The organism is Shewanella canadensis, from assembly GCF_003966225.1.
Lineage (GTDB): Bacteria > Pseudomonadota > Gammaproteobacteria > Enterobacterales > Shewanellaceae > Shewanella > Shewanella canadensis.
Window position 1 is genome coordinate 158,827 of record NZ_RXNU01000004.1, and the last position, 25,638, is coordinate 184,464.

The following is a 25,638-nucleotide window of genomic DNA, read 5'->3' on the forward strand; positions in this document are numbered from 1 at the left end:
TTACGCATTTCAAACTTAGGTGCTACAAGGTTCATAATTGAATGTAGACCTCAGCTTTACGAAAAACTAACTCTCAACTTGTTACTGGCTATAGTGCGAACTTTTACTCTGATTAGCAAACAAGAAATTTAAATCGTATATCCCTTATATAAAAATTTCTCTTTTGAAATGAATGCCAGACAGCTCTGAACCCCTTTGTAACACTCAGTTCTCAACTCGGGAGCAAACCTTCACGAGTGTAAAAAAAAATGTGCGGATCAATAGCTGCTTCTCGCTTTAAGTTATTTTGTTGTGGCGCAGTGGTTAATTTTTGTGTAATGTTTGTACCGAACATGACAGCGTTGTCATTCCATTAGGGAATGGTTATGGAAATTAAAAAAATAAAATAAAGTTATGGAAGGGAAATGAGATGCGACCATCTAATTTTAAGAAAACTGTACTAGCTACAAATATCGCCCTACTGCTTGGTACTGCAATGTCTATGTCAGCTGTTGCGGCTGACGCAGAAACAGCCGGTTCTGCAGCAGACGATGAAAATATTGAGAAGATCGAAGTGCGTGGTATCCGCGCTTCACGTAAAGCCGATATAAATAATAAACGATTTGCTAACGCTGTTGTTGATACCATCACCGCTGAAGATATTGGTAAATTTCCGGATAAGAACGTTGCAGAATCACTCTCTCGTATCACCGGCGTTGGTGTGAGTCGTGAATTCGGTGAAGGTGAGAAGATCACTATTCGTGGTTCAGGTCCAACGAAGAACCGCACCTTACTTAACGGTCAGAATGTCGCTACAGCTGATTGGTTTATTCTGGATAACCCTTCCCGTGGTTTTAACTTTACTCTGTTACCCTCTTCATTAGTGAAAACTCTAGAAGTTTATAAGTCATCTACTGCTGATATGGATGAAGGTTCTATCGGTGGTTCGGTCGTTATGCGTACCCGTAAACCACTAGAGCTGGATGCAAACTCAATTAATTTGAACTTGCAAGGACAGTATTCAGATACGTCTGGCGAAACAGACCCTCAGATCGATGCACTGTATTCATGGAAAAATGAATCTGAAACTTTCGGTGTGTTAGTTTCTGCGACTAAGCAAGATAGAAGTGTTCAGCGAGAGGGTCTTGAAGTATTAGGTTGGACGCCAGCTGATGAAAATGGCATGAGCGCGCCTAAAGATATTGGTAACCCGATATTTAAGCAAGACAGAGAGCGTCAAACACTGTTTGCTAGTCTTCAGTATGCTCCAACTGATTCACTCGATTTTACATTAAATGTCCTTGATTCGCAGATGGATGCGAACAACATCAATAGTAACTTGCTTATTCGTCCGCAAAATAACCTGGACTCACTGACAGATACTGCTGCAAACGGCTCTAATATTTATAAAGGTACGGTAGCCAGTGGTGGTTCATACGAATGGGATTTCATTAACAGGGAATCGAGCACTGAAACCTCTTCAATAGATTTAGAAATTAACTATGCTGCAGATTCATTTAGTGTGCATGCACAGCTAGGTAAGACAGAAGCTGAAGGTGGAACCTACAACGAAACATCTTGGAGTTTTGTTCCTAACGTAGACCCAGCGAACTCGGGATACTCTTTTGACCTTTCAGGTAAGCCATCGGTAAACATTGGTGTAGATCCTACTGATGGTTCTAAGTGGAGTCAAAATTGGACTTGGGGTGGTAATAAACCTACTACCGATGAAGAGACATATGGCCAGATTGATTTTGAAATCCCTGTAGAATTCGGCGCGTTTAGCTCTATTGAGACAGGTTTAAAGTATCGAGATCATGATAGAACACAGGGGCGTCAGGCATATAGTTGGCACTGGCAAAAAGCCGATGGTTCAACGCCTTATATGTGGGATATCTTTGAGCAATGCCCGACCTTGGATACTTGTGGTCAAACGAATGGTACACAGTCTGTTGCTGGTAATGTTGTCGATGGCAATGTCGTTGAACAGCTAGAGGGGGATCGTGACGCATTCATGAACCTTGGATTCGGTGAAGGAGCTGAATATGCAGTGCATAACAATTTAGCGGAGATCTGGGAGCTTAATGAGAAAATACTCGGTGGTTATATTAAGGGGAATTTTGATGGTGAAGGGTTCCGCGGTAACTTAGGTGTTCGAATTGTCCAAACGAAGCAGACAGCTTCCAGCTATAACTTTAGTGGCGATTCCTGGGGATTAGAAACCGTCGGTAGTGGTGAGTGGGAGACATATTTAACCCCTGCTTATAAAGAGTGGGTAACAGAAAAGCGTGATTATACTGAGATCCTCCCAAGCTTTAACATTGCATTCGATGTTGCCGATGAGCAAATTGTTCGATTTGCCGCGGCGCGCGTGATGGCTCGTCCTAACTACTCTGATTTAGCGCCAATCGTGTCAATTGGTGACCTAAATGGAGAGTTTCCGGTAGGTACAGCGGGTAATCCAAACTTAGATCCAGAAATTGCGGACCAGTTTGATATATCCTGGGAGTGGTACTTCGGTGATGCATCTATACTGTCGGCAACATACTTCTTTAAAGACATTAAGAGTTATCGTACTACCGGAACCTATGTAGACCAGTTTTATCATGAACAAGAAGATGAGATGGTAGATGTGACAATCAGTCGTCCGGAGAATGGTCTTGGCGGAACAACCGATGGTATCGAGCTTGGTTACCAACAGGAATTTGGTGATTTCGGTATTGCTGCAAACTATACCTATACCAATGCAGAGAGTGATCAAGACCGCGTTGATGGGCAGTTAGGCTCGGGCTTGGTCGAAGGTGTGTCTGAGCATATGGCTAATACACAGGTATATTATGAGAATGATACATTCGGTGCTCGCTTCATGTATAACTACAGGACTGATTGGTACAAGGGCGTTAGCTGGACTGGTGCCGAACTGTACAATGACGATTATGGTCAGCTCGACTTCAGCTCTAGTTACAACATAACCGAAAACTTCAAACTAACATTTGAGGCGGTTAACTTAACTGATGAGCAAGTGATGGAATATGATCAGACGGAGAACAGACTTATGTCTGTATACCAAAATGGTCGCCGTTATGTTCTCGGTTTAAATATGAATTTTTAAACTGTTTGTTATAGGTTGATTTCCCCTTCTAAAAACCAGTCTTCTGACTGGTTTTTTTATGGAAACTAAAACCTAACGCTCTTATTAAAACAAGTGACTACCTATTATTTTTGGAGACCTCTTAGGTTAGTGAGAAAAAGTTTACGATGAATGTAAGGTAAATGTAGATATTCTGTGTCACTTTGTGTACATTAACAAATGACAGCGTTGTCATCTGCTTGTGTGATAACGTGTCTGTAAGGTCTGCATGAGAAGGAAGAGGTCTCCTGATTCATGTTTTGGCAGATGTTTTAGGGCTTAATTTTCTATACATCTGTGTTTGTACTTTTAGTCTCTCCCCAGAAACTAGCATTAGCTAGGTGTTACACTCATTTGAGAATGTGCACCTAGCTTTTTTTCTGAGTCATGGTGATAGGGGATGTAATTGACCTTGCTTTACTACCGATGTTACTAGCGAAATAAATATAAAACCGAACACTCTTATCCTGACTCATATTTGAATATGGGAGGAATAAAAAAGGACTGCGATAATTAAGTTAGCTCATTCTGTTAATGAGAATGAGGGAATATTGACATTAAGAGGAAGATGATGAAATTTAAACTTATCGCGACGGCAATAACTTTACTGCTCACCACCGGTGCATGTAGCCAGAAGGTAACCCAGCCCACTGATGCCGAGACACTGATTAATGACAGTATGACTCAGCGAGCACTCAACCGACTCGGTGACGTTTTAGATATTAAGTATCGTTTAATCACTAATTATCCCGATGGCTGCTTAACTTCCGGGGTCGATGGACGCTGTTTTAGCGCCCAGATCGATCTCACTTCCCCCCTTGATATCCAGAGTAAAGACTGGGCGATATACTTTAGCCAGATGAGACCCGTTAAGTCGGTGAACAGTGAAGAGTTTACCATTACCAGGGTTAAGGGTGACCTTCACAAAATTGAGCCGACAGATGCCTTCAAAGGGCTGAGTAAAGGGGTCACTAAAACCATCGACTTTCGTGGTGAGCTTTGGCAGCTATCGGAAACGGATGCGATGCCAAATTACTACCTAGTATCGGGTGAGCTAACGCCTGCAGTGATTAAAAGCACTCAAGTCACTACCGATGCTGAGACTGGCATGGAGATCAGGCCATATAATCTGGCGTTCACCGATGCAGACACACAATATAAGCGAAGCGATACAGATAAGGTGAAGTGGGCGACACCTGAGGTGTTGTTTCTGGCAAACCAAGGGGTAGAGTCGCAGCCAGAATCGGCCGTGAACACTATTATTCCTACACCATTAAACATTGAGGTTACATCGACTGATAGACCTGTTTCTCTCGCTCTAGGCATACAGTTAAAGCTAAATTCAGTTGATGTTAGCGTAATTACAGCTGCACTGGAGCGATTAGCGCGTATCGGTGTGGGTCAGAGTGAGGAGGGGGTAGAGGTAAACTTTGAAAAAGTAACTGATGGGCTGGTAAGTGGAAGCTACCGGTTAAATATCGCAAAAGATAACATCAAGATCTCCGCCTCAGATGATGCTGGTTTCTCCTATGCGCTCGCGTCTTTGACAAGTCTTATCGACACAGACAAGCTATCTGTTAATACCATGAACATTCGAGATGAGCCCAGATATGACTTTCGTGGTATGCATATCGATGTGTCCAGAAACTTTCATAGTAAGCAGTTGATCTTAGATATGTTAGATCAGATGGCGGCATATAAATTAAATAAGTTACACCTTCATATGGCTGACGATGAGGGTTGGCGATTAGAGATAGATGGGTTGCCGGAGTTGACCGATATAGGCAGTAAACGTTGCCATGATCTGACCGAGACGAGCTGTCTATTGCCTCAACTCGGCAGTGGCCCCTCTGCGGACACCGCAGTCAACGGTTACTACTCAAAATCGGATTATATAGAGATCTTAAAGTATGCCTCAGCCAGGCAAATTCAGGTCATTCCATCTATGGATATGCCGGGGCACTCCCGGGCAGCCATTAAGTCTATGGAGGCACGCTATAAGAAGTTAATGACACTGGGTAAGGAGCAAGCCGCGAAGGAGTATCTATTGGTCGACTTCGATGACAAGACGGTTTACTCATCGATTCAATATTATGACGACAATACCCTAAACGTGTGTATGGAATCGACGTTCCACTTTGTTTCTAAGGTTATCGATGAAATAGCTAAATTGCACCTGCAAGCGGGTCAGCCACTCTCAATTTATCATATCGGTGCCGATGAAACGGCTGGCGCCTGGCTCGAGTCTCCAGTCTGTGAGGCATTTCTTGCAGACAATAATCAGGGGGTTAAATCGAGTGACGAGTTTGGCGCATATTTTGTCGAGCGAGTCTCAAATATACTGAGTAAGAAAGGCATCGAACCTGCAGGCTGGAGTGATGGTATGAGTCATACTCGCCACGAAAATATGCCTAAGCAGTCACAGAGTAACGTTTGGGATGTGATCTCCCATGGTGGCTATAAGCGGGCACATCAGCAGGTTAACCTAGGTTGGGATGCCATTTTGGGTATGCCTGAAATGCTCTATTTCGATTTCCCATACGAAGCGGATCCGAAAGAGCATGGTTATTACTGGGCCAGCCGAAATACCAATGAACGAAAGTTGTATGGCTTTATGCCTGATAATCTTCCTGCAAACGCCGAGCAATGGACTGATATCCAGGGGCAGGCTTTTGAAGCGGATGATACTGAGAAATTAGATGAAAATGGTAAGCGTGTCAGTGGACCAATCAAAGAAGGCATGGGCTTTGGTGGTATACAGGGACAGATCTGGAGTGAGACCTTAAGAAGTGATGCCGTCGTCGAGTATATGACCTTCCCAAGGTTATTAATCTTAGCCGAGAAGGCATGGCATAAGGCCGATTGGGAAGTGCCATATCAATATGAGGGGGCGGTTTATAATCAAGATTCTGCTTTCTTTACCCAAGAGATGCGTACCCGCCAATTGGCTCAATGGTCAATAATCGCAAATACACTCGGCCATAAAGAGTTATCAAAACTTGATAGGGCGGGTATCGAATACCGTGTTCCTACCGTCGGCGCTCATATTCATGAGGGTAAGCTTTTCACTAATCTGATCTACCCAGGGCTCGTTATAGAATATCGACTCGCTGGTGGGCAGTGGCAAGAATATCACTCTCCTGTAGCGGTCGAGGGGCAAGTTGAAGTGAGGGCCGTTGGCGCTGACGGGAAACGAAGAGGCCGCTCCCTAGTCGTAATGTAATATTAGTCGTCTTGTAACATTAGCCGTCATGTAATACCAGTAGCCACACAACAAAGAGTTAACAGGTGTGGCTTTGATAAAATAACAATCCTAGCCACGCTTAACTCCCTATCAGTAAGGTGTTCAGAGGAAAGTCGTATACAGATGCAATTAGGTTAAAAAAGTAAATGACAACGCTGTCATTTGTGTTGTAACATGAAGTTAACTTAATCGGTGACGGAACGTGATGAGAGTCTTTTACGTTCCGGATGAAAACTGTGAATGAGGTCTGTATGAGTGTGAACCAGACGACGGGGAAACCCTTGTTTATCGGTATTGATGGTGGTGGCAGTAAATGCCGGGCAACGATCTACTCTAGTGAAGATGCTGTAGTTGGTACCGGTGTCGCGGGGCGCGCAAATCCACTTCATGGTTTATCTAAAACATTTGAGTCGATTCAGGCATCTACTGAGCTCGCATTGAGAGATGCTGGGATGAACTTGATTGACAGCAAAACCTTAGTCGCAGGTATTGGTCTTGCGGGCGTTAATGTTCCCAGACTTTATAATGATATTGTTAACTGGGAGCATCCATTTGCCCATATGTATGTGACCACAGATCTGCACACTGCGTGTATCGGAGCGCACAAAGGTGGAGATGGTGCTGTTATCATTACCGGCACAGGTTCATGTGGCTACGCCAATGTTAACGGTAAAGAGTTATGCCTGGGCGGACATGGTTTTGCCTTAGGTGATAAAGGAAGTGGCGCCTGGCTAGGTTTACAAGTTGCAGAGCAGGTTTTACTTTATCTCGATGGTTTCGCTAAAGAGACGGCGTTGACCGAGCGAGTTTTGAGTTATTTTAACACTAAAGATGCGATGGGAATTGTTGAGCAGCTGGCAGGGCAGTCATCCGGCACCTACGCAAAGCTTGCTCGTATCGTTCTTGAGTGTGCCCATGCTAATGATGAGGTCGCGCTTGGCATAGTCAAAGAGGGCGCGGCTTATATCAGCGAGTTGGCGCGCAAGTTATTTGAAATTGAACCTCCTCGTTTTTCTATGATTGGCGGTCTTGCGGAGCCCTTAGCTCCATGGCTGGGTAAAGATGTGATTGCTAAGCTTTCACCCACACTGGCGCCACCGGAATTCGGAGCCGCCTATTATGCCCGTCAGCAGTTTCAGAAAAAATGATTTAAGTAGACTCAGGATCTAAATGAGATGAAGCAGACTTTTATTGCACAGCAAGTATTCGATGGTGAGACTTTTCATAGTGAATGCCCAGTTACTATTGAAGATGGGCATATTTTGGCATTTGATACCGTTTCCGGTGCAAAGGAAGTTAAATTAGATGGGACGCTCGCTCCCGGATTCATCGATGTTCAGGTTAATGGCGGTGGCGGGGCATTACTAAATGCAGACACCTCGGTCGAGTGCATCGAGACGATAGGCTCTGCACACGCTAAGTTTGGTACCACAGCTTTCCTGCCGACACTTATTACCGATGATATCGATGTGATGTGCAGAGCAGCCGATGCCGTCGCAGCTTCATTAATTAAAGGTAGTGCCGGTGTGTTAGGTGTGCACTTTGAGGGGCCACACCTCTCTATTCCCAAAAAAGGGGTGCACCCTCAATCTCATATACGGCGTATATCAGACGCTGAACTCGAACTCTTTTACCGGGATGACTTAGGCATAAAGCTGGTGACTTTGGCGCCTGAAAATGTCTCCGTTGAGGTGATTAAGGCGCTCGTTGACGCCGATGTCAAGGTCTGCCTCGGTCATTCAAATGCCGATTATGAAACGGTTGTTGCCGCCCTTGAAGCTGGCGCAACCGGGTTTACTCATCTGTTTAATGCTATGTCACCATTGGGTTCGAGAGAGCCGGGTATGGTGGGGGCCGCTATCGAAAGCCGCGATGCATGGTGCGGCTTAATTGTCGATGGACACCATGTTCATTCGGCGGCGGCTAAGGTGGCTATCTACGCAAAGCCCAGAGGCAAGGTGATGCTGGTTACCGATGCTATGCCTCCCGTTGGGCTGGACAGTGAAGCGAGTTTCGAGCTCTTTGGTACTCAGGTTATACGTCAAGGCGATCGATTAAATGCGCTCACTGGTGAGCTAGCCGGTTGTGTACTCGACATGGCTGGTGCGGTGCGCAATACCGTCAATATGTTGGGAATTGATTTAGACGAAGCCATAAGAATGGGATCTCTCTATCCATCGCAATTTTTAAATATTGATAAGCGCCAAGGCCAGCTATCTGTAGGCAGTCGAGCAGACTTGACCTTACTCAACCGTAACATCAAAGTTGAACAAACCTATATTGGTGGCGAACGTGTGTTTTAGTTCTAGCCATTCGTTGTTGAATTAGTTTAAGCCCCGGCAGCTATGCTGTCGGGGCTTTTTGTTATACAAAGCTAAAGAATAGGAAGAAGTAATGGAAGTTGCTCAAGCTAAGGTCTCCAAACGTCGATTAATGTCTCTCGATGCGCTTAGGGGCTTCGACATGTTTTGGATTTTGGGTGGTGAAGCCCTATTTGCAGGCTTGTTGGCCTGGACCGGTTGGCAAGGCTGGCAATGGTTTGACGCCCAGATGCATCACAGTGAGTGGCACGGATTTACCTTTTACGATCTCATCTTTCCACTATTCATTTTTCTATCGGGAGTGGCATTAGGATTATCGCCAAAGCGATTAGATAAGTTACCTATCGCCCAGAGAATGCCGCTGTATAAACACGCTGTTAAGCGTTTATTACTGCTACTTTTCTTCGGTATTCTTTACAACCATGGTTGGGGGACGGGAGTCCCGGTTGTACTCGATGAAGTTAGATATGCCAGTGTGCTAGGTCGAATCGCTTTTGCCTGGTTTTTTGCCGCTATCTTGGTATGGCATACCTGTTTGCGTACGCAAATAATCACCATGGTTGGGATTGTGATTGGCTATGCACTCCTGCAGTTATTTTTCCCGGTGCCTGGATATGGAGCAGGGAGTTTCACACCTGAAGGCTCTATTAATGCGTTTATCGACACTCATCTTCTTCCTGGGATCACATACCAGAACCGACCATTAGATCCTGAGGGGATATTATCAACTATCCCCGCCGTAGCGAATGCTTTAGCTGGCGTGTTTGTCGGACATTTTATCATTAAGCCTCATCCTAAAGGTGAATGGTTTAAAGTGGTTTATATGTTAGTCGCGGGTGCTGCCTTCTTGGGACTCGGTTGGCTGCTTGATTTCATTGTGCCGGTAAATAAGGAGCTATGGACCAGCTCATTTACCTTGGTAACCATAGGCTGGAGTTTAATTCTGCTCACTGTCTTCTATGCTATTGTCGATCTACTTAAGTGGCAGACACTGGCTTTCCCCTTTGTTGTTATCGGGTGCAACGCCATTATCATCTATCTTGCCTCTAGCCTTATTAATTGGAAATACATCGCACAAGGTCTCTTTGGCGGGGTCATCAATGTCACCCCCGCAGCGGGCCAACAACTGGTCGCCGTTATTTCACTGCTGTTAGTACAGTGGTGGTTGCTGTTTTGGATGTTTAGGCGAAATATTTTCATTAAGGTTTAAGTCTGTAGGGTTAGAGTTTGTTACTGATTTGACGCATTAAAATGAATGGGTATCCGTTATGATGTTAAAAGAATGAAATGACAGCGTTGTCTTTTTTGTGTTTCTGTTTTAACATCAGTGAAACAAAGCTGTTTGAATTAACCCGTGAATAGCGTTATTTGGTAGAGTTTAGCCACAGGTTTATATGAGTAAGTGAGATTAACCGTACCGTATTCCACAATTAAATATTATAAGAAGCAGGCTTATGGAAATGACATTAAATAGTGATAAGAAGCGCAGTAGCGTTATCCCGATGACGATAGTCGCAGTGCTCTTTTTTGTGCTGGGGTTTGCAACCTGGCTCAATGGCTCATTGATGCCGTATCTGAAACAGATCCTTCAATTAACTCCGCTACAAGCCTCATTAATTTTATTTTCATTTTATATTGCAGTGACCTTTACCGCGCTACCTTCAGCCTGGTTAATACGAAAAGTGGGTTATAAAAACGGTATGGCGCTGGGGATGGGCGTCATGATGATAGCGGGTTTACTGTTTATTCCCGCTGCTAAGACTCAGATTTTCGGCTTGTTCCTTTTTGCACAGTTAGTAATGGGAGCGGGTCAGACTCTACTTCAAACCGCTGTGAACCCCTATGTCGTTCGTATTGGTCCTGAAGAGTCTGCTGCTGCACGTGTAAGCGTGATGGGAATATTGAATAAGGGTGCCGGAGTTATAGCACCAATGGTATTTACGGCTCTTATCTTAGACAGTTTTAAAGATAGAGTGGGGACAGAGCTTACTCAGCTTCAAATAGATGAGATGGCCAATGGCTTAGTGATTCCATATCTGGGAATGGCCCTGTTTATCGGTTTATTAGCATTAGTCGTCAAGAAGTCACCTCTGCCTGAATTGTCTAAAGAAGATGACGACAGCGATGCCAACAGCAAAGGCCATATAAGAGAAGCACTGTCTCATCCTAACCTGGCACTTGGTGTGGCGGCGCTGTTTTTCTACGTTGCCGTCGAGGTGATAGCGGGTGATACCATAGGTACATTTGCCCTCTCTTTAGGTGTTGAAAGTTATGGTGTGATGACCTCATATACTATGATCTGTATGGTGCTTGGTTATACATTAGGGATATTGACCATTCCCCGTTTTATCTCTCAACCAAAAGCCCTGATGATCTCAGCCATACTGGGGTTACTGCTAACCTTAGGTATCGTACTTGGTGACAACGAATCTTACGCCATTGCAAACATCCTCTTAGTGCCATTTGGTGGCGCACAGCTACCTGATACCTTGCTCATGATTGCTTTTCTTGGCTTGGCTAACGCGATAGTCTGGCCGGCAGTCTGGCCATTGGCGCTATCGGGCATGGGGAAGTTAACCAGTACAGGTTCTGCATTACTGGTAATGGGTATTGCAGGTGGAGCATTTGGCCCACTATTTTGGGGGCTGACAAGTTCTGTCTCATCTCTGGGGCAGCAGGGCGGTTATATGGTGATGTTACCCTGTTACCTGTTTATCCTATTTTATGCCGTCAAAGGCTATAAGATGAAAAGTTGGTAGTTATTAGCGTTAGTGACTAACGTTAGTTTAGCAACAGTTATTAGCGATAGCCGTTAGTAAACAGTGAGTAGTAAACCGTGATTAGTAAACACAGTTAAACTGAGGAGCCTTTAGGGCTCCTTTTTTATGCCTTTGAATTACCCCGTCCTGAAATCTGTTGTATTAAGTGAGATGAGGCTGACGTGAGGAAGCATCTGGGATCTTTTTTGAAGCTGGCTGAATATAGCGGTAATGCTTGTGGAAGGAGGGCTGGCAATGAGCTCTCATCAGCCTTGGAAAGTGTAGATGAAACTGAGCAGTGTTGGTTGTTACGATTCAGGTGCCGGCACCAAGAGTCGGTTCTTTATAACAAAAGGGGACCTACTGCTGCTCTTAGAATGAGTAAGTCAATTGCTCTACCAACTGAGCTATGCCGGCTTGATCTTAAATAGAAAAGTATCCGATACAAAAAAGCCACTCAAAAGAGTGGCTTTATCGTATATGGTGCCGGCACCAAGAGTCGAACTCGGGACCTACTGATTACAAGTCAGTTGCTCTACCAACTGAGCTATGCCGGCTAAATATTGGTGCCCGAACCCGGAATCGAACCAGGGACACGAGGATTTTCAATCCTCTGCTCTACCGACTGAGCTATTCGGGCAACTAAACTAAGTGTTAGTCATCTACTCTAAGCGAGAGTATTAATCAGGTTGTTTATGACCCGTCTCGTTTGGAGTGCGCGTATAATATAGCGATGCTCTGGAGCGTGCAAGTAGTTTTTTATCAAAGATGTTCAACTTGTCAAAATCTGAACGATCACGCGATATTTGTACTAATAGCGAGCTAATGCTGGTGTATAACTGACCTATGAGTCGGTCTTATCTGTCTGGTTGTGCATATACGTCGTGGACAACGGGTAAAGCTGGTGATAAAACAACCTGCTTTACCCTTCGTTTGATCGGGCACAGCTTGAGTTACTCTGAAGGGAGAGGTTGGTTGAGCGATAATGTAATCGATTGAGGATGAAAAATGAATATGATCTCTTTCATTTTAATTTTGCTCAGCTCACTAGTCGAGCAATGACAAGTCCATTTTGCTTTAGCTTCTCAACTAATACTTATCAGATAAAGGTCATATGAATCACCTGTCTTATCTCATACCTCATACAAGGAGAATGAATTTCTGGGTGCTAGCGATTTCATATTTAAGATACAAGTAAGCTGATAAAGAGTGTGGCTTATTGCACTTCGCTCTTCACTTTTAACAAAGAGAACGAATATGGTGCCGGCACCAAGAGTCGAAGCTCTTGTGGGGGAGACCTACTGATAGTTAGTATTGAACATCTGAATTTTAGACATAGAAAAGCCCCGAACAATGTCGAGGCTTTTCTATTGTATGGTGCCGGCACCAAGAGTCGAACTCGGGACCTACTGATTACAAGTCAGTTGCTCTACCAACTGAGCTATGCCGGCATATTACTTTTAAACAGATTAACTCGGGAGTAATCTGTTTGATTACCAGTCGCAACTCAAAACAACTAAGTGTACCAGTGAATATTGGTGCCCGAACCCGGAATCGAACCAGGGACACGAGGATTTTCAATCCTCTGCTCTACCGACTGAGCTATTCGGGCAACTAAACTAAGTGTTAGTCATCTACTCTAAACGAAAGTATTAATCAGGTTGTTTATGACCCGTCTTGTTTGGAGTGCGCGTATCTTATAGCGATGTAATTTTTCCTGCAAGTGCTTTTTTGTAATCCAGCAACTGTTCGGTTAGTTAGTGTTCAAACTCGAGTCGATACCCAGATAATGGCTGCTTTATTCGTCTGCGAAGCCCCTGTTTGGGCTGAAAATGACTCACCTTACTGTAATAACACTTCATTGATTAATCGATATAAATAATGCCTGTAGTGTTACAAAATCATCAACGTTCTAAAAAATAGAACTTACAAGCCAATTTTTCGACATTTTAGAGTTTAAAAATAGAACGTATGATGAAGTGAATGATTTATCAATGAGGTTGGTTATGTTTCGCAACACAGCAAATTCCTATGGAAAGATCGCAATATTAATCCATTGGGTTTCAGCATTGGCAGTGATAGGGCTTTTTGTGGTGGGCTTTTGGATGGTCGATCTGACCTATTACAGCACCTGGTATAAAACCGCACCTCATCTACATAAGAGTTTTGGTGTGTTGCTGTTTATGCTTACGCTCTTCAGGTTAGTTTGGCGTCAGCTTAACCCTACACCCGCCAGTGACCTGGACCATAAAGCGTGGGAGAAGAGGGCGGGGAAGTTGGCACACTCAGCTATTTACCTGCTGTTATTGCTCATCATGTTTAGCGGTTACCTTATTTCGACGGCCGATAGCCGTGGCATTTGGGTATTTGAATGGTTTGAACTGCCCGGATTTGGTGCATTTATCGATGATCAGGCCGATATCGCCGGCTTAGTTCATCAGTACGCTGCCTATAGTCTGGTGGGTTTGGCACTGATACACGCTCTTGGGGCGTTAAAGCACCACTTTATCGATAAAGATTCAACGCTACTTAGAATGGTGAAAGTCGAGAGAGGTTAGAGACTCAATGGTTTCGACCTTAGCTTAGTTAGATAAAAGTTAAAGATAGTGAAAATTAAATATATTAATTGAAGGATAGATACAATGAAAAAAGGTTTATTAGCAACAGCATTAACAGCTTCTCTGTTACTGAGTGGCTCGGCAGCGGCAGCGGATTATGCGATTGATACTGAAGGTGCCCACGCTTCAATTCAGTTTAAGGTAAGTCATTTAGGCTACAGCTTTGTCGCAGGTCGCTTTAATGATTTTAAGGGTGACTTCAGTTTTGATGCCGATAAGATATCAGACGCTAAGGTCAATGTTACTATTAATACCAGCAGCGTTGATTCCAACCATGCTGAGCGTGATAAGCATCTTCGTAGTCCTGACTTTTTAAATACAGGAAAATTTCCTCAAGCGACATTTACCTCTACTTCGGTTGTTGACCAGGGTAATGGTGCATTCGTGCTTAATGGAGACTTCACTCTTAATGGAGTCACTAAGGCGATAGCGATAAAGGCAAATTCTATTGGTGAGGGTCAAGACCCTTGGGGGGGATATCGTGCCGGTTTCACCGGAAGCACTGAATTTGCGTTAAAAGATTATGATATCAAGATGGATCTAGGGCCTGCTTCTTCTCATGTTACCTTAGACTTGGTAGTTGAAGGAATTAAGAAATAAGTTTCCATACTTTGTCACCAGTCTTATCTCCAGTTTCCCCTAATAAAAAAGCGCCATTCGGCGCTTTTTTGTGTCAGGAACACTTATGTGAATTTCCCATGGATGGGTAGAAATTAACTCTGTGTCTGGACTTTCTATTAGTTACTCATCATCTTTTTGAGGGACGTAGCCTTCGATCTCTACCTCTTTTCCTTCAAAGAGGAAGTTGATCATCTGCTCTTCAAGAAACTTTCTATCATCCACATTCATCATGTTGAGTTTCTTCTCATTGATAAGCATGGTCTGCTTCGATTGCCAAAGAGCCCAGGCTTCTTTGCTGACGTTATCGAAAATGCGCTTACCCAGCTCACCCGGATAAAGTTGAAACCCGAGGCCTTCAGATTCTTTTTTCAGATAGACGCAGTTAACAGTGCGAGCCATGATTACTCCTTAATTAATACAGAACCTAAGCTGGCTAAAATTCGCTCTGTTGCAGCGGCTAAACCAACTTTAGGGGGATTGGGTAAGTTATACCAGAGTGACGGCTTATCTTCCATGATCTGGTTATCTCTCCAGCCGTCGACATGAATATAAATTGGAGTGATATCCAGATGAAAATGGCTGAAAGTATGCCTAAAGCCTGGTAAGTTTTCCATTTCAGCGGAGTCTAACCCATTTTCGACCAGATAAAGCTCTAATTCCTGGCGGCTTGGAAACTCAGGGAAGCACCATAAACCTCCCCATATCCCCGCAGGGGGACGTTTCTCTAGCAGAGTGTCACTACCTTTTGATAAGACCAACATGAAGGCAGTTCTTTCAGGCGAAATTTTCTTAGGTTTTTTACCCGGATATTCGGTTTGTCTTCCAGATAATTGAGCCTGACAATCTATTGCTACCGGGCACTGGGAACAAGCGGGTTTAGAACGAGAGCAGATCGAGGCGCCAATATCCATCATGGCCTGGTTATATTTCTGAACATTTCGTTGTGGAGTTAATCTGTCGGTTAACTCCCAAAGCCTGTTTTCGACTGTTTTCTTTCCAGGCCAACCTTCGATAGCGCCGTGACGGGCTAGTACGCGTTTTACGTTGCCATCGAGTATCGGATGATGCTGCGCCAATGAGAGTGAGAGTACCGCTCCGGCAGTCGAGCGACCTATGCCGGGAAGCGCCAGCACCTGTTCAAAGTCGGTTGGGAAGCTACCGGCGTGTTCATCGCGGATCGTCTGAGCCGACTTATGCAGATTTCGGGCGCGAGCGTAATAGCCAAGCCCGGTCCAGTGGTGCAGTACTTCATCTTGTGGTGCATCTGCAAGTGATTGAATGTCCGGAAAACGTTCCATAAACTTCAGATAGTAAGGGATCACCGTGCTAACTTGGGTTTGTTGCAGCATGATCTCCGATACCCATACTTTGTAAGGTGTCTTGTCTATCTGCCAAGGCAGGTGTTTGCGGCCAAATTTATCGTACCAGTCGACGATGCGGCTAGAGAAAGATCTGTTGCTGGAAGAGTTGGAGTTGTTTGACGGCATATTAGGAACATTTAAACTTGTCATCATTATATGACGCGAAGTCTATCTATCATGGCTAATAGAGACAAGCTATGTTTTTAACTGTAACGGCGAAATAGGGGCGTGCCGTTCGCACTGTTTGTGAAACTTGGTATACTTTGGTCACTTATTTACGAACAGTTAAGTATATTGGGCTTGCACTGATTGATGATCTTTGGATAATGCCCTAGTTTTCTATTAACCATGCCAAGATCGAGGGCGATAATGAGCGACGTGACAACTGCGGAGTTTAATGAAGAAGGTAAGTACCTTCGCAAAGTAAGAAGCTTTGTATTAAGAGAAGGCCGATTAACTAAAGGTCAAGCCGCCGCTATGGAGCAACATTGGCCAGCGATGGGTCTTGATTACTCTCCTGAACCATTAGATTTGAAAGAAATTTTTGGTAGAGATGCCGATACAGTGCTAGAGATTGGCTTTGGTATGGGAGCTTCTCTTGTTGAAATGGCGAAAGCCTCTCCTGAACTGAACTTTATCGGTATTGAAGTTCATAAACCTGGTGTGGGAGCTTGTCTGAGCGTTGCCGGAGAAGCTGGAGTGACTAACTTACGTGTCTTCCATCATGATGCTATCGAAGTACTGGAAAATAGTATTGTGAAGGGATCGCTTGCTCGAGTGCAGCTTTTCTTCCCAGATCCTTGGCACAAGAAGCGCCACCATAAGCGTCGTATTGTTCAACCAGAATTTGCGCAATTAATTCGCAGTACCTTAAAGCTCGGTGGTGTTTTCCATCTTGCTACGGACTGGGAAAATTATAGCGAGCACATGCTGGAAGTCATGGACGCTGCAGAAGGCTATAAGAATCAGTCGCTGACAGGGGATGTTGTAGAACGTCCGGGCCATAGACCACTAACTAAGTTTGAGGCCAGAGGTCACAGACTCGGCCATGGTGTATGGGACATAATGTTTGAGCGTATCGACTGAGTTCGTCGTTGACTCTATTTTTACGAATATTTATTAGTTATACCCAAACGAGCATTTTGAAGTGGCTTGGGTATAGTACTCTTTTTAAAAAATCATGTTAATTAAGGTGGGAATTACAATGGCAACACGTAGCCGTCGTTTGCGTAAAAAATTGCGAGTAGATGAGTTTCAAGAGTTTGGTTTCGATATCAACTGGACATTTGATGAGTCAGTTTCTGAAGAGCAGATCGATTCAGTGGTCGATCAATTTATTGATGAAGTGATTGAGCCGCGTGATTTAGGTTTCCATGGAGGCGGTCATAAGCAGTGGGAAGGTATTATCGCTACTCAGGATATTGGTAAATGTACCGAAGATGACCGTGCTACTGCGATTGCATTTTGGGAAGGACAGAAAGTTTCTGATGTCGTCGTTAGTGACCTATACGATATCTGGTGGAGCTAATGCCTGAACAGGCCTTGTTAGAGCAGGTGGTCGATAAGGTTCGGCCTCTGCTTGGACAGGGAAAAGTTGCAGACTATATTCCGGCCCTTGCGAGTGTCGATCCAAACAAGATAGGAATAGCAGTTACAACTATAGATGGAACTACGATAGGGGCTGGAGATTATCTCGAGCCCTTCTCGATTCAGAGTATTTCAAAAGTATTTAGCCTTACAATGGCTTTAACTTTATATGAAGAGAATGAAATTTGGTCTCGGGTAGGTAAAGAACCATCGGGTCAGTCGTTTAACTCTCTGGTTCAGGTGGAGTTAGAGCGTGGGCTGCCGAGAAACCCTTTTATTAATGCCGGTGCCTTAGTCATTTCTGATCTCATACAATCCAGACTAGGGGCCCCGAAGCACCGAATGCTTGAGAGTATTCGTCACCTCAGTGGTAACCAGAAGCTTATCTCAGATAAGGTTGTGGCTAATTCCGAATATGAACACAGCGCAAGAAATGCGGCAATTGCTTATCTGATGAAGTCATTCGGTAATTTTAACAATGATGTTGATACCGTATTACGAAGTTATTTTCATTCATGCGCTATTCGCATGAGCTGTGCGGATCTATCTAAGGCTATGTTATATCTAGCTAACCGTGGCAAAAATCTGACCGGTAAGCAGCTAATCTCTCCTGTACAAACACGTCAAATGAACGCTTTATTAGCCACTTCCGGTTTGTATGATGGTGCCGGCGAATTTGCCTATCGAGTCGGTATGCCAGGTAAAAGTGGCGTCGGTGGCGGAATTATTGCCGTGATCCCGGGTGACATGTCTGTATGTGTTTGGTCTCCGGAGTTAGATTTAAATGGTAACTCACTAGCCGGAACTGCTGCACTCGAAGAGTTCTGTCAACGCCTCGGACGTTCAATCTTCTAGTTTATCTTTCATTTTTCGGATTGTTTGGGGAGCTTTCGAGCTTAGTAAATTGGCCAAAAATTGGTTTTATTTACTAATATCTAACAGGCTGTCTTCTTAAAATTATAAGTAAATCCCTTTGTAATCAGCTTATTACCAATTTGGCACGCCTTGTGCTATATCCTTATATATATGAGATTTTGAGTTGGTGAGTGAATGTTTACCTCACTCATCAAAACTCTTCTGGAATAATAAATTTAAGGAAAAATTCGATGAGAAAATTAGCGACTTCTATGGGGATCTCTGCAGTTCTTTTTGCGGCTAGTACCATGACCTCTGTATCGGCTCATGAGGAGCATTCGTCAAACTCATATCAAAACCATAATAAGCAATGTGAGGTTGCACTAAATTATGACGTCGCCGTTGAACCTCAAATGGTCACGGTAAGTGAAGGTAGCTCAGAGGTATATCGAATTGAGTTAGATAAACTTTATGTCGATGGCAAAGAGGTTTCGCTAAATAGTAAGCAGAAGGCATTATTGACTCAATATTCAGATGAGGTCTCAACTCAGCTTCCAGAGGTTATCGCACTGGTGCACGATGCCGTCGGCATTGCCTCATCGGCAGCGAGTATGGCGTTAACACCATTACTTGGAGATTCCGCAGGCGCTAAACTGGATGAGATGATGGACGGTTTAGAGGAGCGAGTCGAGCAGGTTGCCTACCAACATGGTGATAAATTTTATCTTGGATCGACGCAATCCTCACTGGAAGATACCTTTGGTGAAGAGTTTGAAAAGGAGATGGAAGAGCTGGTTAGAAGCTCAGTGGGAACTATGATGGTTAGCTTAGGCAGTGAGATGCTTTCGGGAGATGGAGATTCTTTCGAGCAGAAAATGGAGTCTTTTTCTAAGAAAATGGAAAATGTAGGCCAAGATATTGAGATGCAGATGGAAGCGCAGACCAAAGATCTCGAAAAAAGAGCCGATAAAATGTGTGATAACTTTCAATACCTGATCGCCCTGGAGCAAAACTTAAGAGCAGAAGTCCCGGAGCTGAGCCAATATCGTTTAATTGACGCTCCTGCCAGAAAATTGCTTGAGTAACATCTTGATAAAAACCTGGACTATTTGTTGCCTCCCACCAATTATTGCAACAGGCCCGTATTCTCGAATACGGGTTTTTTTCGTTTTGTTTTTGATGGTATATGGTGCTATTTATCAGATTGATATTTGAGCTGAGCCTGCATAATCCTGCCTTCACACCTTGGTTGTTTTGACTAAGTTTGGACTGATCGCCTAGCATTGTCTGATGTAAAACTTAAGACAAAAAAAATAGGTATTAGAATCAAAGCACAAATCTTTGGTATACTTAGAAAAAATAAGAAAACTGACCTTTTTGCTAGTGAACTCGGTCAGGCGTCTGACTCTACTCTAGTGTGCTTTTATGAAATAAGTGACTGTTTTAAAAGGATTGTGTTTGATTCTTTTTGATTCGGTTTCCCTTACTTAATGTAAGTATTGTTAGTGTCGTAAACACCTTAAGGCGATTTACATGTTAGAACTATTGGAACCTATCGCAATTTTTACTCATGTTGCCCGTGCCGGCAGCTTTAGTTCCGCAGCAAGAAAATTGGGGATTTCTAAGTCCAAGGTGAGTACTCAAGTTGCCGATCTGGAACATAAATTGGGTGTTCAGCTTATACAGCGTACTACGCGAAGCTTGAGCTTGACCGAAGCCGGACAGCTATTATATACCCAAGGTGAAGAGTTACTCCGAGATGCCGAACAGGCCATTGCCAGTGTTCATAATCTTAATGATGCAACTCGTGGGGTACTCAAGGTGGGGATCTCTCAGTCCTTTGGTACTATGCATATAATTCCTGCTTTACCTGAGTTCATGACGACGCACCCAGAGTTGGAACTACAGGTGAGTCTGCTGGATCATAAAGTCGATGTTGTCAGTGAAGGCTTGGACCTACTACTCACCATGTCGGAGCAATTACCATTAGGTATGGTTGCCAGACCTTTGATGAAGTGTCAGTTTTTACTCGCTGCATCTCCTGAATATATCAAGTTGCATGGTCAACCGGATCGTCCCGAGCAGTTAGTCGATCATAACTGTCTTGTTTATCAAGGTGAATGGCATGAGCATAGTGTCTGGCAGTTTAAACAGGGTGACGATTATTGCGAAATTGGTGTATCCGGTAACTTCAGAGTCGATAATGCACCCGCATTAAAGTCTGCTGCAGTCAGTGGCTTAGGCGTGGTTTATCTGGCAAGTTATCTGCTTGAAGATGAAGTCGCAAAAGGGACCTTAGTTCCCTTGCTGCAAGATTGCCAGTTAACTCATCACCTGCCTCTACAGGCGGTGTACCCAAGAAGAAAGCATTTAGCTCCTAAAGTCAGCGCTTTCATTGACTTTATTAAAGGACATATCGGTTCTCCTCCTTATTGGGATGAGCCCTATGCCGAATTATATGCAAAACGAAAGTAGCCTCCTATTTAAATGAAAAGAGCTAAATGAAAGGTGTTAAATGTAAGCCGCTGATTGGGTAATAACTTATCCATCAATAGAATCAGTTTACAGCATTTATAGGAAACATTGTTTCCTATAAAGGATGATAAGCCTTACCCGCTAATTGGGTGAGGCTTTTTTACAGCTAAAACATAGGCTTGTGACTGGCCTGGATTGGTTATATATCACCAGCTTATTAAGGTGTTGCTAATGATTTGCGGGGATTTGTCTTGCGCTTTGTTCTTAAACTCATACAATTGTAACTAGTTGATTTGGGAAGATCTGACCCCCGTAAGTTTGTTAAGAATGACCCCTCTTGATTCATTTATGCAGATTAGCGATTAACGCAGCCCAAATCGATGCTGGCAGAGGTTTAAGAACTAAAACAGTGTCAGCCTTGAAACCATCATCCTAGTTTTGGTTTTACCCCGGTTTATACCGGGGTATTTTTCTTTAAGTGAAAAATTTGTCTTTCTGTATCCTACATTAGAGTTATTTACTAAGAATAAGTAAGATCACTAAATACGTTAAGATAGATCATTTGAAGAGTCAGCTTGATTTTGTACTTTTTAACGTCTTATTAAGTTTCAAAATTTATTAACTGTTTTTATTTAGCCAGTTGGAATTTCCAACTGGCTTTTTTATTTTCAGTTTCAGCCCTGAATTCTGATTCGGTTATCCTGGATTAACAGATACAGGTCGCTATTAACCCTCTCGGGAAACCCACTGATCTATCTGCTCTTCGAGTACGTCTAATGGCAGAGGCCCGTTTTGCAACACGAGAGTATGGAAATCTCTGATATCAAACTTGTTACCTAGGGCGTGTTTAGCCTTTTCCCTCAATTCGAGTATTTTTAGCATGCCGATTTTATAGGCCGTGGCTTGTGATGGCATGACTACATGGCGTTCAACCATCTTAATCGCATCAGACTCTGCGTTAGGTGTATTTTCAACATAATAATTGATCGACTCTTCACGGGTCCATCTCTTGGTATGCATACCCGTATCGACAACTAATCGGCAAGAGCGCCATAGCTCCATCGCGAGTCGGCCGAAATCAGAGTAGGGATCGGAATAGAGTCCCATCTCCTTAGGGAAAAACTCACTGTATAGCCCCCAACCTTCAATATAGGCCGTATAACCCCCAAATTTTCTGAATTTGGGTACTCCCTCAAGCTCTTGTGCAATGGCTATCTGCATATGATGCCCAGGTGTGCCCTCATGATAGGCTAATGCTTCCATTTGATACTTAGGCATGGCATCCATATCATAGAGGTTCGCATAGTAAGTGCCGGGTCTGCTGCCATCTGGAGTGGGTTGATTATAAAAAGCCTTACCCGCCGACTTTTCTCTGAATGCTTCAACGCGTTTGACAATCATAGGTGCTTGAGGTTTAACGTTAAAAACCTCGTCTAATCGCGAAGAGATGGTATCTATAAGCGTGATCGCCTGGTTTAAATAGGCATCACGTCCTTCATCCGTTGCGGGGTAATAGAACTGTTTATCTTCTCGCATGAATTCAAAGAAGGCGGGCAGATCGCCTTCGAAATTCACTTTCTTCATGATCTCGCGCATCTCGTTATGAATACGAGCGACCTCCTTCAGACCCAGTTCGTGGATCTGCTCGGCTGTCATATCGGTTGTCGTGGTACGTGCCAATGCGTTGTTATAGTACTGTTCACCTTGGGGAAATTTCCAAACTCCGTCACGGCTATCGGCCTTGGTTGCAAGTTCAGCGATATAGGAAATTAACTTCTCATAAGCAGGCTCAACTTGAGTTAACAGGGCTTGCTTGGCTTCAGTTAATAGCCGCTTCTTATCACTACTTTCTATATTCAACTTCTCAACTTTACGCTTGAAATCGGCCCAGATAGCGCTGTCTTCGCCGGAGTCGAATGGTGCACCTTCGATGATATTCTTGCTGCCGGATAGGACATGGGGAAATACGAATCGTGGGGCAATAATGCCTTTCTCCGCCCGGATCACCAGTGCTCTTTCCAGTTGGTTAAGGTATTCGGGTACTCCCTGGAGTCGGCTAATGTAGGCTTGGGCATCTGAGATATTGTCGATCTGGTGCTGATTAATTAAAAAAGAGGCGATCATCGTGTGGCCACCATACATCTGGTTGACCGGATAATTATGAAAGCGCCATTGATAGTCTTTAACTTCTTGCTTCAGTTTTTGATTGAGGAGATTAAAGCTGAGGCGCGTTTGCTCATCCAGCTTGGTGACATCAATCTGCTCAAGCTGTGTGAGATGACGTTTGGTGCGCGCCAATGATTTAGAGTCGGCTTCCTCACCTCTATCATCCCACTTGTCGTAGTCATTCTTGATACCTAAGCGAGTCTGATATATCGGACTCTGCATCACATTTTCCATGAAGATGGTTTCAAACAGTGCGTTGGCCTTCTCTGACTCATTTTCAGCTTTTTGAGTTATGGGTTCACCGGGGCTTAAAGGAGGTTGCGAAGGGGCGGCAATGGCAGGGCCGCCGATAATGGTGGTTAAAGCTAGGGCGAGTATGCTGTTTTTTGTTCTTATAGGCATAATTAGGATCTGTCTTAGTCTTATTGTTATTAAAAACTGAAGGCTAATCCTAATGAAGCTTTTCGTTAAAGTTTTGATCTAAGTGTTAGCAGATGTTTCTTAAGGAGCTAAATGTGCTTTTAGTTCCCTCAAAATGGTGGGACGTTAGCAAAATTGTGACAGCAGCTCGTTGACAAATAACTGACCCTTTGATGTTAATTCCCAATATTCTTCATTCTCAACTAGCAAGGATTTTGCCTTTGCTTTCGCAATGCCCTCTTTGATAACGGTACGAGATAGGCCGGTTCTTTGTTCAAACTCACTCTTAGGGATTGGAGAGATGAGGCGAAAACGGTTCATCAGGTACTCGAGCGCTCTCTCATCTTCGGGGACCTCAGTGGCATCGAAGGTATAGTTTTGTGCAGCCAAATATCCTTTTGGGTGTTTAATTTTGACTGTCCGGATTATTTTATTGGAATCCAAAAGCGTCACCTTTCCATGAGCGCCACATCCTATGCCGAGGTAGTCACCAAATTGCCAATAGTTGATGTTGTGTTGGCACTGGTAGCCGGGTTTGGCATAGGCGGAGATCTCATACTGCTCATAACCTAAGCTTGCCAGTTTTTTCTGGCCTTGTTCATAGATCTTCCATAGCGCTTCATCATCCGGCAATTGAGGCGGCTTAGAGTGAAACAGGGTATTTTGTTCTATGGTCAACTGGTACCAGGATAGGTGTGGTGGATTAAGTGCGGCTGCAGTCTCAATATCGGCCATAGCCTCATCAAAGCTCTGATTGGGGAGTCCATGCATAAGATCCAGATTAAAGCTGTTATAGCCAGCCTCAGAAGCTTTACGAGCGGCGACCCTAGCTTCATCTTTATCATGTATTCGTCCCAGTAAATTTAACTTGTCACTGGAGAAGCTCTGTACACCGATCGATAATCGTGTCACACCGGCCTGATAGTAGGCTTTAAAATCATCATGCTCTAATGTACCCGGGTTGGCTTCCATGCTTATCTCTATCTGCTCGCTGAAGGGGATAAGTAGAGATATCTGAGTCAGTAATCTTGCTATTTGAGCTGCATCAAAAAGTGAAGGAGTGCCACCACCGATGAAAATCGAGTGTAATTTTCGTCCCTGAACATATTGAATATCGTTTTTCAAATCAGCGATAAGAGCATCGATGTACGCTTGTTGTGGTAACTCTCCATGCTGACCATGGGAGTTAAAGTCGCAATAAGGGCACTTCTGCACACACCAGGGAATGTGAACGTATAGGCTGAGTGGAGGGAGAGTTAACATATAAGTGTGCCTTGCTGTTGCGTCGATATATTCATGTTTCGAAAACCCATAGAACAGGCTGGAGCCGTCGGAAGCCAATTAGGGAGGTGTTCAATTTCATGCTCCCTAAGAAGATCAAGGTTTAGTGGTGGCTTGGCTTGCATTAAATGAGTATGCCTTGCTTTTGCATTGCATCAATTAACTTTGACATCGCCTTTCCGCGATGGCTGAGGCGGTTTTTCTCATCACTGGAAAGCTCAGCTGCTGTGCACTGCTGCTCATTGGGAATGAATATCGGATCGTAGCCATGGCCATTTGCACCTTTGACTTCGAAGCCTATCCTACCTTCCCAGGAGGCTTGGCAGATGATGGGAGTCGGGTCTTTTGCATGGCGCATGTAGACAAGGATGCATTGAAATCTCGCCGTTCTGCCTTCTTGATTCTCTTTCAGGGCTTCCAACAATTTTTCATAGTTATCGGTTGCACTGGCTTCTTCTCCGGCATATCGGGCCGAATATATCCCAGGTTGCCCATCTAGCAGGTCAACTTCGAGTCCTGAGTCATCGGCAATCGCCGCAAGCCCGGTTACTTCTGCTGCATGACGGGCCTTAATAATGGCATTTTCGACGAAAGTAGTGCCTGTCTCCGGAACCTCTTCGACATTAAACTGGCTTTGAGGAAGGACCTCTACACCATACTGAGCAAATATTTCTGAAAATTCTTTAAGCTTGCCTTTGTTACCACTGGCGAGGACAAATTTATCCATGAGATACCTTTAAAAGACTGGAGTTCAATAGTTGGGCGCAATGATAACTAAGCAGAGAGGGAAACGGTAGTCATGATCACGTGAAATCGCTGAA

The 25,638-nt window shown here is 44.1% G+C and carries 18 protein-coding genes and 5 tRNA genes; 13 read left to right on the forward strand and 10 right to left on the reverse strand.

What is annotated here, in order from left to right; translation table 11 throughout:
* Positions 1–409 precede the first annotated feature (409 nt).
* The 6 genes from EKG38_RS09195 to nagP all read left to right on the forward strand — a co-directional run bounded on the left by EKG38_RS09195 (position 410) and on the right by nagP (position 11,433).
* On the forward strand, positions 410–3,091 hold the full coding sequence (locus tag EKG38_RS09195; RefSeq protein WP_126519970.1) for a TonB-dependent receptor: 2,682 nt from the start codon (positions 410–412) through the stop codon (positions 3,089–3,091).
* 589 nt (positions 3,092–3,680) lie between these two features.
* The gene (locus EKG38_RS09200; RefSeq protein ID WP_126520232.1) at positions 3,681–6,332 is read left to right on the forward strand and encodes a beta-N-acetylhexosaminidase; all 2,652 of its coding nucleotides are present in this window, start codon (positions 3,681–3,683) and stop codon (positions 6,330–6,332) included.
* 272 nt (positions 6,333–6,604) lie between these two features.
* Positions 6,605–7,501 (forward strand): N-acetylglucosamine kinase, encoded by an 897-nt coding sequence (gene nagK, locus EKG38_RS09205; protein WP_126519971.1) that lies wholly within the window; start codon positions 6,605–6,607, stop codon positions 7,499–7,501.
* A gap of 27 nt (positions 7,502–7,528) precedes the next feature.
* The gene (nagA, locus tag EKG38_RS09210) at positions 7,529–8,656 is read left to right on the forward strand and encodes an N-acetylglucosamine-6-phosphate deacetylase (protein ID WP_126519972.1); all 1,128 of its coding nucleotides are present in this window, start codon (positions 7,529–7,531) and stop codon (positions 8,654–8,656) included.
* A 91-nt stretch (positions 8,657–8,747) separates the two neighbouring features.
* Complete coding sequence (nagX, locus tag EKG38_RS09215; RefSeq protein WP_126519973.1) at positions 8,748–9,884, forward strand: transmembrane glucosamine N-acetyltransferase NagX; 1,137 nt, start codon at positions 8,748–8,750, stop codon at positions 9,882–9,884.
* A gap of 244 nt (positions 9,885–10,128) precedes the next feature.
* Entirely contained in the window at positions 10,129–11,433 is a 1,305-nt protein-coding gene (gene nagP / locus EKG38_RS09220; RefSeq protein WP_439332648.1) for an N-acetylglucosamine MFS transporter NagP, read from the forward strand.
* Positions 11,434–11,753: 320 nt separating this feature from the next.
* Here the strand turns inward: nagP and EKG38_RS24925 are convergent.
* The 5 genes from EKG38_RS24925 to EKG38_RS09240 form a co-directional block, all read right to left on the reverse strand.
* Positions 11,754–11,850 (reverse strand) — tRNA-OTHER (locus tag EKG38_RS24925).
* Positions 11,851–11,914: 64 nt separating this feature from the next.
* Positions 11,915–11,990, reverse strand: a tRNA-Thr gene (locus tag EKG38_RS09225).
* 7 nt (positions 11,991–11,997) lie between these two features.
* Positions 11,998–12,073, reverse strand: a tRNA-Phe gene (locus tag EKG38_RS09230).
* A 735-nt stretch (positions 12,074–12,808) separates the two neighbouring features.
* Positions 12,809–12,884: transfer RNA gene (locus EKG38_RS09235), tRNA-Thr, on the reverse strand.
* A gap of 85 nt (positions 12,885–12,969) precedes the next feature.
* Positions 12,970–13,045, reverse strand: a tRNA-Phe gene (locus EKG38_RS09240).
* Between the two features lie 394 nt (positions 13,046–13,439).
* On the opposite strand from EKG38_RS09240, the gene EKG38_RS09245 reads away from it, so the two are divergent.
* Complete coding sequence (locus EKG38_RS09245; protein WP_126519974.1) at positions 13,440–13,991, forward strand: cytochrome b; 552 nt, start codon at positions 13,440–13,442, stop codon at positions 13,989–13,991.
* A gap of 84 nt (positions 13,992–14,075) precedes the next feature.
* A complete protein-coding gene (locus EKG38_RS09250; RefSeq protein WP_126519975.1) occupies positions 14,076–14,651 on the forward strand; it encodes a YceI family protein in 576 nt (191 codons plus the stop codon).
* Between the two features lie 141 nt (positions 14,652–14,792).
* Here EKG38_RS09250 and EKG38_RS09255 read toward each other — a convergent pair whose 3' ends face one another.
* Positions 14,793–15,071: an oxidative damage protection protein gene (locus EKG38_RS09255; RefSeq protein WP_126504003.1), complete on the reverse strand. Its 279-nt coding sequence runs from the start codon at positions 15,069–15,071 to the stop codon at positions 14,793–14,795.
* Positions 15,072–15,073: 2 nt separating this feature from the next.
* Positions 15,074–16,186, reverse strand: a complete 1,113-nt coding sequence (gene mutY / locus EKG38_RS09260; protein WP_439332649.1) for an A/G-specific adenine glycosylase — start codon at positions 16,184–16,186, stop codon at positions 15,074–15,076.
* A 216-nt stretch (positions 16,187–16,402) separates the two neighbouring features.
* On the opposite strand from mutY, the gene trmB reads away from it, so the two are divergent.
* The 5 genes from trmB (at position 16,403) to EKG38_RS09285 (ending at position 20,950) form a co-directional block, all read left to right on the forward strand.
* Positions 16,403–17,119 carry a tRNA (guanosine(46)-N7)-methyltransferase TrmB gene (trmB, locus tag EKG38_RS09265; RefSeq protein WP_126519976.1) on the forward strand — a complete coding sequence of 239 codons (717 nt, stop codon included), beginning with the start codon at positions 16,403–16,405 and terminating at the stop codon, positions 17,117–17,119.
* A 118-nt stretch (positions 17,120–17,237) separates the two neighbouring features.
* Positions 17,238–17,561 carry a YggL family protein gene (locus EKG38_RS09270; RefSeq protein WP_126519977.1) on the forward strand — a complete coding sequence of 108 codons (324 nt, stop codon included), beginning with the start codon at positions 17,238–17,240 and terminating at the stop codon, positions 17,559–17,561.
* Positions 17,561–18,475: a glutaminase B gene (glsB, locus tag EKG38_RS09275; protein WP_126519978.1), complete on the forward strand. Its 915-nt coding sequence runs from the start codon at positions 17,561–17,563 to the stop codon at positions 18,473–18,475. The genes EKG38_RS09270 and glsB overlap by 1 nt, the downstream gene beginning before the upstream one ends.
* Positions 18,476–18,726: 251 nt before the next feature.
* Positions 18,727–19,560 (forward strand): YggN family protein, encoded by an 834-nt coding sequence (locus EKG38_RS09280; RefSeq protein WP_126519979.1) that lies wholly within the window; start codon positions 18,727–18,729, stop codon positions 19,558–19,560.
* Positions 19,561–20,008: 448 nt separating this feature from the next.
* The gene (locus EKG38_RS09285; RefSeq protein ID WP_126519980.1) at positions 20,009–20,950 is read left to right on the forward strand and encodes a LysR family transcriptional regulator; all 942 of its coding nucleotides are present in this window, start codon (positions 20,009–20,011) and stop codon (positions 20,948–20,950) included.
* A 726-nt stretch (positions 20,951–21,676) separates the two neighbouring features.
* Here the strand turns inward: EKG38_RS09285 and EKG38_RS09290 are convergent.
* The 3 genes from EKG38_RS09290 to rdgB form a co-directional block, all read right to left on the reverse strand.
* Positions 21,677–23,518, reverse strand: coding sequence for a DUF885 domain-containing protein (locus EKG38_RS09290; RefSeq protein WP_126519981.1), 1,842 nt, complete (start codon positions 23,516–23,518; stop codon positions 21,677–21,679).
* A gap of 144 nt (positions 23,519–23,662) precedes the next feature.
* Entirely contained in the window at positions 23,663–24,799 is a 1,137-nt protein-coding gene (gene hemW, locus EKG38_RS09295) for a radical SAM family heme chaperone HemW (protein WP_126519982.1), read from the reverse strand.
* A gap of 142 nt (positions 24,800–24,941) precedes the next feature.
* Positions 24,942–25,544 carry an RdgB/HAM1 family non-canonical purine NTP pyrophosphatase gene (gene rdgB, locus EKG38_RS09300; protein WP_126519983.1) on the reverse strand — a complete coding sequence of 201 codons (603 nt, stop codon included), beginning with the start codon at positions 25,542–25,544 and terminating at the stop codon, positions 24,942–24,944.
* Positions 25,545–25,638: the final 94 nt, after the last annotated feature.

What these genes read in the sequence shown, in the direction of transcription:
- EKG38_RS09195 (WP_126519970.1), top strand. Translation starts at nt 410, where the DNA reads ATGCGACCATCTAATTTTAAGAAAACTGTACTAGCTACAAATATCGCC.
- EKG38_RS09280 (WP_126519979.1), top strand. Translation starts at nt 18,727, where the DNA reads ATGAGAAAATTAGCGACTTCTATGGGGATCTCTGCAGTTCTTTTTGCG.
- trmB (WP_126519976.1), top strand. Translation starts at nt 16,403, where the DNA reads ATGAGCGACGTGACAACTGCGGAGTTTAATGAAGAAGGTAAGTACCTT.
- hemW (WP_126519982.1), bottom strand. Translation starts at nt 24,799, where the DNA reads ATGTTAACTCTCCCTCCACTCAGCCTATACGTTCACATTCCCTGGTGT.
- mutY (WP_439332649.1), bottom strand. Translation starts at nt 16,186, where the DNA reads ATGATGACAAGTTTAAATGTTCCTAATATGCCGTCAAACAACTCCAAC.
- rdgB (WP_126519983.1), bottom strand. Translation starts at nt 25,544, where the DNA reads ATGGATAAATTTGTCCTCGCCAGTGGTAACAAAGGCAAGCTTAAAGAA.
- EKG38_RS09200 (WP_126520232.1), top strand. Translation starts at nt 3,681, where the DNA reads ATGAAATTTAAACTTATCGCGACGGCAATAACTTTACTGCTCACCACC.
- nagA (WP_126519972.1), top strand. Translation starts at nt 7,529, where the DNA reads ATGAAGCAGACTTTTATTGCACAGCAAGTATTCGATGGTGAGACTTTT.
- EKG38_RS09255 (WP_126504003.1), bottom strand. Translation starts at nt 15,071, where the DNA reads ATGGCTCGCACTGTTAACTGCGTCTATCTGAAAAAAGAATCTGAAGGC.
- EKG38_RS09290 (WP_126519981.1), bottom strand. Translation starts at nt 23,518, where the DNA reads ATGCCTATAAGAACAAAAAACAGCATACTCGCCCTAGCTTTAACCACC.
- nagP (WP_439332648.1), top strand. Translation starts at nt 10,129, where the DNA reads ATGGAAATGACATTAAATAGTGATAAGAAGCGCAGTAGCGTTATCCCG.
- EKG38_RS09245 (WP_126519974.1), top strand. Translation starts at nt 13,440, where the DNA reads ATGTTTCGCAACACAGCAAATTCCTATGGAAAGATCGCAATATTAATC.
- glsB (WP_126519978.1), top strand. Translation starts at nt 17,561, where the DNA reads ATGCCTGAACAGGCCTTGTTAGAGCAGGTGGTCGATAAGGTTCGGCCT.
- EKG38_RS09270 (WP_126519977.1), top strand. Translation starts at nt 17,238, where the DNA reads ATGGCAACACGTAGCCGTCGTTTGCGTAAAAAATTGCGAGTAGATGAG.
- nagK (WP_126519971.1), top strand. Translation starts at nt 6,605, where the DNA reads ATGAGTGTGAACCAGACGACGGGGAAACCCTTGTTTATCGGTATTGAT.
- EKG38_RS09285 (WP_126519980.1), top strand. Translation starts at nt 20,009, where the DNA reads ATGTTAGAACTATTGGAACCTATCGCAATTTTTACTCATGTTGCCCGT.
- nagX (WP_126519973.1), top strand. Translation starts at nt 8,748, where the DNA reads ATGGAAGTTGCTCAAGCTAAGGTCTCCAAACGTCGATTAATGTCTCTC.
- EKG38_RS09250 (WP_126519975.1), top strand. Translation starts at nt 14,076, where the DNA reads ATGAAAAAAGGTTTATTAGCAACAGCATTAACAGCTTCTCTGTTACTG.